This window comes from Pseudomonas sp. P116, from assembly GCF_020149425.1.
Taxonomy (GTDB): Bacteria; Pseudomonadota; Gammaproteobacteria; order Pseudomonadales; family Pseudomonadaceae; genus Aquipseudomonas; species Aquipseudomonas anatoliensis.
Map to the genome: position 1 here is coordinate 13154 of NZ_JACVHB010000005.1, position 11841 is coordinate 24994.

Annotated in this window: 12 protein-coding genes; 7 read left to right on the top strand and 5 right to left on the bottom strand. The window is 59.9% G+C overall.

Annotation, left to right across the window (positions count from 1 at the left end; genetic code table 11):
- The first annotated feature begins 10 nt into the window (after nucleotides 1–10).
- Complete coding sequence (locus ICA15_RS17535; protein WP_115145867.1) at nucleotides 11–1369, top strand: 8-oxoguanine deaminase; 1359 nt, start codon at nucleotides 11–13, stop codon at nucleotides 1367–1369.
- A 117-nt stretch (nucleotides 1370–1486) separates the two neighbouring features.
- On the opposite strand, the gene ICA15_RS17540 is transcribed toward ICA15_RS17535, so the two are convergent.
- Entirely contained in the window at nucleotides 1487–2578 is a 1092-nt protein-coding gene (locus tag ICA15_RS17540; protein WP_210554183.1) for a calcium:proton antiporter, read from the bottom strand.
- Between the two features lie 288 nt (nucleotides 2579–2866).
- On the opposite strand from ICA15_RS17540, the gene ICA15_RS17545 reads away from it, so the two are divergent.
- The 3 genes from ICA15_RS17545 (at nucleotide 2867) to ICA15_RS17555 (ending at nucleotide 6076) form a co-directional block, all read left to right on the top strand.
- Entirely contained in the window at nucleotides 2867–3940 is a 1074-nt protein-coding gene (locus tag ICA15_RS17545; protein ID WP_042557520.1) for a BMP family ABC transporter substrate-binding protein, read from the top strand.
- A 136-nt stretch (nucleotides 3941–4076) separates the two neighbouring features.
- Nucleotides 4077–5042, top strand: a complete 966-nt coding sequence (locus tag ICA15_RS17550; RefSeq protein WP_210554184.1) for a 2-oxoglutarate and iron-dependent oxygenase domain-containing protein — start codon at nucleotides 4077–4079, stop codon at nucleotides 5040–5042.
- Between the two features lie 80 nt (nucleotides 5043–5122).
- Nucleotides 5123–6076 (top strand): adenosine deaminase, encoded by a 954-nt coding sequence (locus ICA15_RS17555; protein WP_042557518.1) that lies wholly within the window; start codon nucleotides 5123–5125, stop codon nucleotides 6074–6076.
- Between the two features lie 159 nt (nucleotides 6077–6235).
- Here the strand turns inward: ICA15_RS17555 and ICA15_RS17560 are convergent, their stop codons facing one another.
- Together ICA15_RS17560 and ICA15_RS17565 are read right to left on the bottom strand one after the other, a co-directional pair.
- Nucleotides 6236–6967 (bottom strand): ArsR/SmtB family transcription factor, encoded by a 732-nt coding sequence (locus tag ICA15_RS17560; protein WP_150617914.1) that lies wholly within the window; start codon nucleotides 6965–6967, stop codon nucleotides 6236–6238.
- Nucleotides 6968–7284: 317 nt separating this feature from the next.
- Nucleotides 7285–8214 (bottom strand): LysR family transcriptional regulator, encoded by a 930-nt coding sequence (locus ICA15_RS17565; RefSeq protein WP_150617915.1) that lies wholly within the window; start codon nucleotides 8212–8214, stop codon nucleotides 7285–7287.
- Between the two features lie 115 nt (nucleotides 8215–8329).
- Between ICA15_RS17565 and ICA15_RS17570 the strand changes: the two genes are divergently transcribed.
- Entirely contained in the window at nucleotides 8330–9343 is a 1014-nt protein-coding gene (locus tag ICA15_RS17570; RefSeq protein WP_150617916.1) for a zinc-binding alcohol dehydrogenase family protein, read from the top strand.
- Nucleotides 9344–9496: 153 nt separating this feature from the next.
- Complete coding sequence (locus tag ICA15_RS17575) at nucleotides 9497–9670, top strand: hypothetical protein (protein ID WP_191626421.1); 174 nt, start codon at nucleotides 9497–9499, stop codon at nucleotides 9668–9670.
- 3 nt (nucleotides 9671–9673) lie between these two features.
- On the opposite strand, the gene ICA15_RS17580 is transcribed toward ICA15_RS17575, so the two are convergent.
- Together ICA15_RS17580 and ICA15_RS17585 are read right to left on the bottom strand one after the other, a co-directional pair.
- Nucleotides 9674–10876, bottom strand: coding sequence for a multidrug effflux MFS transporter (locus ICA15_RS17580; protein ID WP_210554185.1), 1203 nt, complete (start codon nucleotides 10874–10876; stop codon nucleotides 9674–9676).
- A 205-nt stretch (nucleotides 10877–11081) separates the two neighbouring features.
- Nucleotides 11082–11279 carry a heavy-metal-associated domain-containing protein gene (locus tag ICA15_RS17585; protein WP_210554186.1) on the bottom strand — a complete coding sequence of 66 codons (198 nt, stop codon included), beginning with the start codon at nucleotides 11277–11279 and terminating at the stop codon, nucleotides 11082–11084.
- A gap of 148 nt (nucleotides 11280–11427) precedes the next feature.
- On the opposite strand from ICA15_RS17585, the gene ICA15_RS17590 reads away from it, so the two are divergent.
- Nucleotides 11428–11811 carry a hypothetical protein gene (locus ICA15_RS17590; protein ID WP_150617918.1) on the top strand — a complete coding sequence of 128 codons (384 nt, stop codon included), beginning with the start codon at nucleotides 11428–11430 and terminating at the stop codon, nucleotides 11809–11811.
- Nucleotides 11812–11841: the final 30 nt, after the last annotated feature.

An 11841-nucleotide genomic window follows, 5' to 3' on the forward strand; every position in this document is an offset into this window, starting at 1 on the left:
GCCGGCGACAATGCCTGCGACCCGTACCTGGTTAAAAAACCCCCTCGCCATTTTCACCTCCAACGAGCTCGATGCCCGTGGCGGTCTGGTGCTGCAAGACGGCGTGATCGTCGAAGTGCTTGCTGCCGGTCAACAGCCGTCAGCGCCGTGCAATGAAGTGTTCGATGCTCGCGAGCATGTGATCCTGCCGGGCCTGATCAACACCCACCATCACTTCTATCAAACCCTGACACGCGCCTGGGCGCCGGTGGTCAATCAGCCGTTGTTCCCGTGGCTGAAAACCCTGTACCCGGTGTGGGCACGGCTGACGCCGGAAAAACTCGCCCTCGCCACCAAAGTCGCGTTGGCCGAGTTGCTGCTGTCGGGTTGCACCACCGCTGCCGACCATCATTATCTGTTTCCGGACGGTCTGGAAAACGCCATCGACGTGCAAGTCGAAACCGTGCGAGAACTGGGCATGCGCGCCATGCTCACCCGTGGCTCGATGAGCCTCGGCGAGAAGGACGGCGGCCTGCCGCCGCAGCAGACCGTGCAGGAAGGCCAGGTGATTCTCGACGACAGTCAGCGCCTGATCCACGAGTACCACGAGCGTGGCGACGGTGCGCAAATCCAGATCGCTCTGGCACCGTGCTCGCCTTTTTCGGTGACGCCGGAAATCATGTCGGCCAGCGCCGAACTGGCGAACAAACTCGACGTGCGCCTGCACACGCACCTGGCCGAAACCCTCGACGAAGAGGATTTCTGCCTGCAGCGTTTCGGCCTGCGCACCGTGGATTATCTGGACAGCGTCGGCTGGCTCGGCCCGCGCACCTGGCTGGCCCACGGCATCCACTTCAACCCGGACGAAATCGCCCGCCTCGGTCAGGCCGGCACTGGCATCTGTCATTGCCCAAGCTCGAACATGCGTCTGGCCTCGGGCATTTGCCCAAGCATTGATTTGACCGACGCCGGTGCGCTGTTCGGTCTGGGCGTGGATGGCTCGGCGTCCAACGATGCATCGAACATGATCCTCGAAGCGCGTCAGGCGCTGTACATCCAGCGCCTGCGTTACGGCGCCGAGAAGATCACCCCGGAGCGCGTGCTGGGCTGGGCGACCAAGGGCTCGGCGAGTCTGTTGGGTCGTACCGACATTGGTGAACTGGCGGTGGGCAAACAGGCGGATCTGGCGTTGTTCAAGCTCGATGAACTGCGCTTCTCTGGCAGCCACGATCCGATTTCGGCGCTGCTGCTGTGCGGCGCAGACCGGGCGGATCGGGTGATGATTGGCGGCAAGTGGCGCGTGGTTGATGGCCAGGTCGAAGGGCTGGATCTGAAAGGCCTGATCGCCGATCACAGCCAGGCTGCTCGCCAGTTGATCGCCGGCACCTGATTCACCGCGATCCCCTGTAGGAGCTGCCGCAGGCTGCGATCTTTTGATTGTGTTTTGAAAAACGAGATCAAAAGATCGCAGCCTGCGGCAGCTCCTACAGGGGGGGGTGTGGCGGGCTTAAAGGCCCAGCAGGGACAGCATGATGAAGGTCGCAAACAACACAAAGTGCGTCATGCCTTCAATAGCATTGGTCTCGCCGTCATTGAGATTGATCGCGCTGACGATCAATGTGAGAAAGATCATCACCGTCTGCACCGGGGTCATTGCCATCTGAAATGGCTGACCGGTATACAGCGCCATCGCTTCCATCACCGGCACGGTGAGGATCACCGTCGACAGTGACGCACCCATCGCAATATTGACCACCGACTGCATGCGATTGGCCAGCGCCGCACGCAACGCGGTCAAAATCTCCGGCGCCGCCGAAATCGCCGCCACCAGAATCGCCGTGATCACTGGAGGAGCGCCCGTCCCTTCCAGGCCCAGATCGAGGGTCTTGGACATCACCTCGGCCAATGCGCCGATCACCACAATGCCGAACACCAGAATGCCGATCGACAGGCCGATGCCCGGTGCTTTCGCCTGCGCGTCCTGCGGTTCTTTCTTGCGACGTTTGTCCGGGTAGCTGTAGCTGAAAAAGTAACTGTGCGGGCCGACCTGCATGCGCAAAAACAGCGCGTAAAGCACCACCATTGCACCGATGGTGAACGCCGAATATATCTTCCAGTTGGCCTCGGGAATGAACTCCGGCACCACCATCGACACGCCCATCGCGGTGAGGATCATCACGCTGTAGCTGCGCGCCGAATCGTCGTTGTAGGACTGCTCGCCATGCTTGATCCCGCCCATCAGCGCTGCCAGGCCGAGGATGCCGTTGATGTCGAGCATTACTGCCGAATAAATCGTGTCGCGCACCAGCGTGGGCGACGCTTCGTTGCTCATCATGATCGCCAGAATCACCACTTCCACCAGCACGGCGGCCAGCGTGAGGATCATCGTGCCGTATGGGTCGCCGACCTTTTCGGCGAGCAATTCGGCGTGATGGGCGACGCGCATCGAAGCGGCGACGATGAACGCGATCAGCACCAGACCGGCAGTCAGCGCGACGATCTGGCCGCTGTGCAGCATCCAGTGTTCCAACGGATAAGCGACGACTGCGGCGAGCAGGGCCAGCAGCAGAAAGCTTTCTTGCTTGAGGATTGAGAGCATGGCGGGCCTTTTTTGCCAAAGATTCGAATGAGCTACTGACTACGGCGCGGCGCTAACGTTTCGTTACACATTAGCGCACCAGCCGAAAGCAGCCGTTTCAACCGATGCACTTTTATTGGCCTCACCGGCCCCATCGCGAGCAGGCTCACTCCTACAGGGGAACGCTATTACCTGTAGGAGTGAGCCTGCTCGCGATAGCCTTCATGCGATTCCGGACGGGTTTGTTGTCCTGTTGGTCAGCAATTTGCATTGCCCCTGACCACACACAACAAAATGGAGCTCCAATTCATGCAAATACGTCCGCTGCACAAACTGCTGTGCGCCGCCATTGGTCTGGGGATAAGTCTGAGCGCCAGCGCTGCCGATCCGCTGAAGGTCGGTTTCGTCTACATCGGCCCGATCGGTGACCACGGCTGGACGTATCAGCATGAACAGGGGCGCAAGGCGCTGGCGGAGAAGTTCGGCGCGCAGATCACCACCAACTACGTGGAGAACGTCGCCGAAGGTGCCGATGCCGAGCGGGTGATCCGCAACATGGCGAAGGACAAGTACGACCTGATCTTCACCACGTCCTTCGGCTACATGAACCCGACGCTGAAAGTCGCCAAACAATTTCCCAAGGTGACCTTCGAGCACGCCACCGGCTACAAGCAGGACAAGAACCTCGGCACCTATCTGGCGCGCACCTACGAGGGCCGTTACGTCGGCGGCTTCCTCGCGGCGAAGATGACCAAGACCAAAAAGATCGGCTACGTCGCCTCCTTCCCGATCCCGGAAGTGATCCGCGACATCAACGCCATTCAACTGGCCCTGAACAAGTACAACCCCGGCACCGAGATCAAAGTGGTGTGGGTCAACTCGTGGTTCGATCCGGGCAAGGAAGCCGATGCCGCCAACGCGCTGATCGATCAGGGTGTCGACGTGGTATTCCAGCACACCGACAGCCCGGCTCCGATTCAGGCTGCCGAACGCCGCGGTGTCTACGCGGTGGGTTACGCCTCCGACATGGCCCACTTCGGGCCGAAAGCGGTGCTGACCTCGATCGTCAACGACTGGGCGCCGCATTACATTCAGGCGACTCAAAGCGTGATCGATCACAGCTGGAAGTCTCAGGATTACTGGGGCGGGCTGAAGGAAGGCACGGTTGAACTGCCGATCAGCGACCTGGTGCCAGCACCGGTCAAAGCCGAGGCCGAGCAGATCATTGCCGATATCAAGAGCGGTGCGTTGCAGCCGTTTACCGGGCCGATCAAGGATCAGGCCGGGGTCGAGAAAATCCCCGCGGGTGTGAGTGCGACCACGGCGGAACTGGCGTCGATGAACTATTACGTGGAAGGCATGAAGGCTGAGATGCCGAAGTAATTCTCAGCGCCCCCCCCTGTAGGAGTGAGCCTGCTCGCGATAGCGGTGTGTCAGATACAAATGTGTCGAATGACGCACCGCCATCGCGAGCAGGCTCACTCCTACAATTGATCTTCAGCGTATTCAAGGATTGTGCATGAACAGTCTTCCGATCATCGACATCGCCCCGCTCTACACCGACAACCAAAACGCCTGGCCCGCCGTTGCTGAGCAAATCGACCACGCTTGCCGCGAGTGGGGTTTCTTCTACATCAAAGGTCATCCGATCACAGCCCAGCGCATCGACGCGCTGCTCGATCATGCGCAGCGTTTTTTCGATCTGCCGGCGGCAGAGAAGCTCAAGATCGACATCACCCAGACCCGCCACCATCGCGGCTACGGCGCCATCGCCACCGAACAGCTCGACCCGAACAAACCCAGCGACCTCAAAGAAACCTTTGACATGGGCCTGCACCTGTCGGCGGACCATCCCGAAGTGCTGGCGGAAAAACCCTTGCGCGGGCCCAACCGCCATCCGGTAATTCCCGGTTGGGAGGCGCTGATGGAACAACACTACCTGGACATGCAGGCCCTCGCGCAAACGCTGCTTCGCGCCATGACCCTTGCCCTGGACATCGAACGCGACTTCTTCGACAAGCGCTTTCTTGAGCCCGTGAGTGTGCTGCGCATGATCCACTACCCGCCGCGTCACACCGCCAGTTCCGCCGAGCAGCAAGGCGCCGGTGCGCACACCGATTACGGCTGCATCACCCTGCTCTATCAGGACAGCGCCGGCGGCTTGCAAGTGAAGAACGTCAAAGGCGAGTGGATCGACGCTCCACCGATTGACGGGACGTTTGTGGTCAATCTCGGCGACATGATGGCGCGCTGGAGCAATGACCGATATCGCTCGACACCGCACCGGGTGATCAGCCCGCTCGGGGTGGATCGCTACTCGATGCCGTTCTTTGCCGAGCCTCACCCGGACACCCGTATCGAGTGCCTGCCCGGTTGCCAGAGCGCAGAACACCCGGCGAAATATCCGACGACCACTTGTGCTGAATTCCTGCTGTCGCGCTTCGCCGATACCTACGCTTATCGACGGGAACAGGAAGCGGTGTGACGGATCGCTTGGTCAGGTTTTGCCAATTATTTCAGCAAGCATCTGTAGAATGCCGTCATTGCACCTGATGAGAAAAGAATATGTACGACTGGCTCAACGCCCTGCCCAAGGCCGAACTGCACCTGCATCTGGAAGGCTCGCTGGAGCCTGAGTTGCTGTTCGCTTTGGCCGAACGCAACAAGATCGCCCTGCCGTGGAACGACGTCGAAACCCTGCGCAAGGCTTACGCCTTCAACAATCTGCAGGAATTCCTCGACCTGTATTACCAAGGCGCCGATGTGCTGCGCACCTCGCAGGATTTCTACGACCTGACCTGGGCCTACCTGCTGCGCTGCAAGGCGCAGAACGTGATTCACACCGAACCGTTCTTCGACCCGCAGACCCACACCGACCGTGGCATCCCGTTCGAAGTGGTGCTCAACGGCATCGCCGCCGCGTTGAAGGATGGCGAGCAGCAACTGGGCATCACCAGCGGTTTGATCCTCAGCTTCCTGCGCCACTTGAGCGAAGAAGAAGCCGAGAAAACCCTCGATCAGGCGCTGCCGTTCCGTGACGCGTTTGTTGCCGTAGGCCTGGACAGCTCCGAAATGGGCCATCCGCCAAGCAAGTTCCAGCGCGTGTTCGATCGTGCCCGTCACGAAGGTTTCCTGACCGTCGCCCACGCCGGTGAAGAAGGCCCGCCGGAATACATCTGGGAAGCCATCGACCTGCTGAAAATCCAGCGCATCGACCACGGCGTACGCGCCATCGAAGACGAGCGCCTGATGCAGCGGATCATCGACGAGCAGATCCCGCTGACCGTGTGCCCGCTGTCGAACACCAAGCTTTGCGTGTTCGATCACATGTCGCAGCACAACATCCTCGACATGCTTGAGCGTGGCGTGAAGGTGACTGTGAACTCCGATGACCCGGCGTATTTCGGTGGTTACGTCACCGAGAACTTCCATGCGCTGTACGAACATTTGGGCATGACCCAGGATCAGGCCAAACGCCTGGCGCAGAACAGCCTCGATGCACGTCTGGTAAAACCTTAAGAGCAATACAAAAACCTGTGGGAGCGGGCTTGCCCGCGATGAGGCCATCAATTCCAACATCATTGTTGACTGACGGACCGCTATCGCGGGCAAGCCCGCTCCCACAGGTACAGTGTTAGCTCATGGATTCGGGCTCAGGCAAAGATTTCACACGCTCTGCTACGCCAGTTCCAGCTCTGTTTCCTTGGCAAATCGATGCAGTTCTCGCTGGCCAATAGCGGTCAGTTGCAACGCCCTCGAGTCATGGGGCAAGGTCAGCCAACCGGACTGCATGAACAACTGCAGCAACGCCGCGCCGAGTGAACCGCCCATGTGCGGACGACGCTCGCTCCAGTCCGGGCAGGCACAGGCCACCTGCACGTTGCGATGGGCCAGCGCCTGGATGAACACGCCACGGCCGGCCAACTTGTTCGCGCCTTTATGGGTCACCACCACGCGTTGCTCAAGCTGTTCGATCCAGCCGGCGTCGAGCAGGCGCTGATACAGATCGGCGGCCAGTGTGCCGCCCAGGTGGTCATCACAGAAACGAGCGCGCAACAGTGAAGACGGCGCCGCCGCAACCTTGGCCATCGGTGTCTTACGTTTGAACACCTCGGCGACTTCTCGCGGGGCACTGGCGATGGTGGCGCTGGCCAACGCTTCGATCGCAGCCCCTACCTCCGGTGCCGAGAGGCGGAAAAACCGTTTACGCCCACGGACTTCAACCTTCAGCAGTCCGCCAGCGGCCAGCCGTGCCAGATGCGCGCTGGCCGACGACGGCGACAGCCCTGCCAGTAGCGCAAGCTCCTCGGTCTGCCGGGCCGAGCCATCCATCAACGCCCACATCATCGCGCTGCGCTTGGGGTCGGCCAGCAACGTGGCGATCTGGCTGATGCAAGGTGCATGTTCCATGTATTCACTCCCTGTGGAATCGTATCGTCTACTGCTCGGAGACATCTTGACCAGTAATGAGTCGGCGGCCAAGACGCGAAAAACGCCCTGAGCCGGGGCAAGGCAGGCCATTGACACAACATGTTCCGGCGCCGAACCCGCAACCGCAGCAGTCCCCGGAATTAAACAAGGGCAGCTCAGCATTGATGGCGTTCGGGGCCGGTTTCGGTACTGGCATGAGGCGGGCGCTAGTATAAGCGGGATGCACGCGCCGTCCCGCGCTGTGGACTGCATGGGTGGTGATTGTTCCTGACAGAAATTTCTCTATTTACCTGCGACTAATGATCAACTTTCGAGAAAGCGGGAAATTGACTACTCAAATCAGCGCAACGGCTGGCGAGCATCTCCCTTAAAAGGTTCACAGGCTTACTCAATTGTGCGCGATGGGCGCACAACAAGTTCAGCGGAGCGCGCTCACACAGCAGCTCCGGCAATAGCACTTTGAGGCGCCCGGCGAGAACATCGGCGCCCACGTCCAGCCAGGATTTGTAGGCAATGCCGGCACCCGCCACGGCCCACAGACGTACCACGTCGGCGTCGTCGCTGAAGCGGTCACCCGTGACAGTAAGGCTGACTTCGCGCTTGCCGTCAGTGAAGCTCCAGTGGTCATGGACCCGACTGCCGAGCATGAACAACAGGCAATTGTGCTGGGCCAGTTGTTCGAGTTGCCGCGGTTCGCCGTGCCGCGCCAGGTACGCCGGGGATGCGCAAAGCACGCGACGATTGTGCGGCGCGATGGGCAAGGCGATCAGGCTGGAATCTTCCGGCTCGCCATAACGCAGGGCGATGTCCACCGGTTGGCGAAACAGGTCGGCAATGCGGTCGCCGAGCAGCAAGCGCACGGTCAGTTTCGGGTGCTCGCGCTGGAACTCGTCGAGCCACGGCAGCAGCAGGTTGCGGCCAAAGTCGGAAGGCGCCGACAGCTGCAAGACTCCGCTGACCTGATCCTGCCCGCTGGCCAGCAAACGCCGCCCCTCCTCGAGATTGCTCAACGCCGCCCGAGCGTATTCGAGAAAGCCTTCACCCTCGGCCGTCAGGCGCAAGCTGCGCGTCGAACGGGCGAGCAGACGCGCACCGAGTTGCTGTTCGATACGTTTCAGCGCCGCGCTGGCCACCGCGGCGGACATATCCATCACCCGCGCCGCCGCCGACAGGCTACCCAGATCCGCTGCCCGGACAAACAATTGCAAGTCATCGAAACGCAGCATTCCAGCCTCGATTATCAAAAAAATATTGAAAGAGACTGCTCTTTTAGCCGGTTTTATCTCGCAGAGAAATAGCTAATCATCAGCCCTATCTTCTACTACCTGTGCGGAGCCCTCCATGAAAGCCATTGCCTACTACGCCTCACTGCCCATCAGCGACGCCAAATCACTGCAAGACATCGATCTGCCTGAGCCAGTAGCCGGCCCGCGCGACTTGCTGGTGGAGGTCAAAGCCATTTCGGTCAACCCGGTCGACACCAAGGTGCGGCAGAATGTGGCGCCTGAAGACGGGGCCGCGAAAGTGCTGGGCTGGGACGTGGCCGGCGTGGTCAAGGCAGTTGGCAGCGAGGTGACGCTGTTCAAGGCTGGCGACAAGGTTTTCTACGCTGGCTCCATCGCCCGCGCGGGCGGCAACAGCGAACTGCATGTGGTCGATGAGCGTATCGTCGGCCATATGCCCAAGTCCCTCGGTTTCGCCGAAGCCGCGGCCCTGCCGCTGACCGCGATAACCGCATGGGAGTTGCTCTTTGAACGCCTGCAAGTCAGCGAAGGCCATATCGATAATGGCCAGAGCCTGCTGATCGTCGGTGCGGCGGGTGGCGTCGGTTCGATCCTCACCCAATTGGCCAAGCAACTGACCGGCCTCAAAGTGATCGGCACCGCCTCCCGTCCACAGACCCGCGACTGGGTCAGCGAACTGGGGGCGGATCTGGTCATCGACCACAGCCAGCCGCTGAGCGAAGAACTCAAACGCGCCGGCATCAATAACGTGACCCACGTCGCCAGCCTGACTCAGACCGATCAGCACCTGGATCAACTGGTCGAGGCCCTGGCGCCGCAAGGCAAACTGGCGCTGATCGACGACCCGAAGTCGCTGGACGTGACCAAGCTCAAGCGCAAGAGCCTGTCGCTGCACTGGGAGTTCATGTACACCCGTTCGCTGTTCGAGACGCCAGACATGATCGAACAGCACAAGCTGCTCAACCGCGTGGCCGAGTTGATTGATGCAGGCACGTTGAAGACGACCGTCGGCGAGCACTTCGGCACGATCAATGCGGCGAATCTGCGTCGCGCGCATGAGTTGCTGGAAAGCGGCAAAGCCAAGGGGAAAATTGTTTTAGAAGGTTTCTAAGGATCAGAAGATCGCAGTCTGAGGTAGCTCCTGCAAGGGCTGCGATCTTCTTTTGCCGTCAGTCAGATGCTTGACCGTTGTCACAATTGCGATCGTATTCAGGTCTACAATCGAAACCTCTGCGATACATCTTTTACGCAAGGGAGGTCAGCAATGAAGATCCTGATAAAAGAAGTGGCAAAGTCTCAATGGCAGGTTCGACTCGACCAGCACGCCGTGACATTCCGCAGTGAAGCCGAAGCGCTGGCCTTCACTCGCACCCTCGAAGCGCGACTCTGCGCGCCACACAAGATTCCCGATCACGGCCAGCAACGCGCGGCAGGCTGAGGTTCAAGCCTCGGCCTGGGCCTGAGCCAGGGCTCGGGCATTTTGCAGACGTCGGGTAAGAATCGCGACGATCACCACCAGAAAACCGCACACGCTGATGACGATGGCCATCGGCACGGCTGTGCCATCGTGCAATACCCCCACCAGCGCCGAGGCCCCGGCCGCGACACTGAATTGCATGCAACCGAGCAACGCCGACGCGCTGCCGGCGCGCGCGCCCTGCCCGTTCATCGCGCAGGCGGCAGCGTTAGGGCTGATGCAGCCGAGGCTGGACACGCAGATGAACAATGGAATCAACAACGGCCAAAGTGCTTCAGTGTGCAAGGCGCTGACGGCCAGCAATGTCAGCCCGGCAGCCAGGTAAACCCAGACCGCACGCGACAGCAGAAACGCCGGGCCACGCTTGGCCAACAACCGCGCATTGACCTGCGCTACCAGAATGAACCCTGCCGCGTTCGTACCGAACAGCCAGCCGAAATGCTCGGCCGGAACGCCATACAGTTTGATGAAGATGAACGGTGAGCCGGCAATGTAAGCGAACATTCCGGCGATCGCGATTCCGCCGGTCAGGGCGTGGCCGAGGTAAATCCGATCCTTCAGCAGCCGTCCATACTGACGCAGTGCACCGGACAGCGGCTGGCGCGGCATGTCTGCGGGCATACTTTCCGGCAGACCGAGCGCCACGGCCAGACCTGCCAACGCGCTGAACCCGGTCAGCACCAAAAAGATCGACTGCCAGCCGGTTGTGTTGACCAACAGCCCGCCGAGCATCGGCGCCAGAATCGGCGCCAGGCCCATCACCAGCATCAACTGCGAGAAGACTTTCGCCGAGCCCACGGCATCGCATTTATCGCTGACCACCGCCCGGGCGATCACCATCCCTGCACAACCGCCCAACGCCTGGACGAAACGTGCGCCGATCAGCCATTCCAGGTTCGGGGCATAAGCACATGCCAGTGATGCCAGAGTGAACAGCGCCAGACCAATGAGCAACGGAACCCGTCGACCGAAGCGATCGGCTACCGGGCCGTACGCCAGTTGGCCGATGGACAGACCGAGAAAATACGCTGCCAACGTCATCTGCACGTGCTTCTCGTCGGTGCCGAACGCGAGCGCCATCGACGGAAATGCAGGTAAATAGAAGTCGATCGCCAACGGACCGAAAGCGGTCAAGGCTCCGAGAATCAGAATGGTACGAAAGTTCATCAGGCATCCAGGTTGGCAATTCGGCAGCCCGACAGTCTAGCCGGGCATGGACGCCTTGAACATTCCGATAGCTGGCTAACAATCAGAAAACGGGATATCAAGATCAAAAGATCGCAGCCTTCGGCAGCTCCTACAAGAGCAACGCAAATCCCCTGTAGGAGTTGCCGAAGGCTGCGATCTTTTTGCTTTTTTCAGTCAAGAACAATCAGGCAAGTTTCACCGCGTACCCTTCTTCGCTGATGATCTCGATGACCTGTTCGGCACTCAATGTACTTTCGACGCCGACCTCTTTTGCTGCCAGATCAACGCGCACATTGGCCGCCGGATCCTTGGCCTGCACGGCTTGTGTGACGGCTTTGACGCAGTGACCGCAGGACATGCCTTGAACATTGAACACTTGCATGGAATGACTCCTTTGAGTGAGTTTGCCGGCAGTGTCGAGCTTGCCACGATGGCAAGGTCAAGTTCTTGAATAAACTGCCGGGCTGGCAATCGGCGCCGCGCTCGGCCAAGCTGCATCCATCAATGACATGAATTCAGGAGATTCAGCCATGCGCTGGTCAGCTTTCAGCCTGTTTGGCTTTCTCGGCCTCTTTGCCGCCATCCCTTCGGTGCACGCCGCAGGTGAGGACTATGGGGTGCTGATCATTTCCCGCGAGCGACTTGAAGTAGCGACCTCGTGCGAGATTGGCGTGTATATCCAGGATCAACTGTCGGCGCGGCTGTTCCAGGAACAAAGCACCTCGTTCAACCTGCCGCCAGGCACCGTATCGTTGCGTCTGAAGTTGCTGCCGGGGCAAGCGCCAGGTTGCAATCCTGGTTTGCTCGCACCGGGCTCGCAGGAAATCAAATTGCAGGCCGGTGATATCCAGAAGTACCGGATCGCGATGACGCGGGAAGGCATGTACCTCAAGCGCGCCGACCTCGGCTATTAGTCAAATCCAAAAATGTATGAACAACCTTTG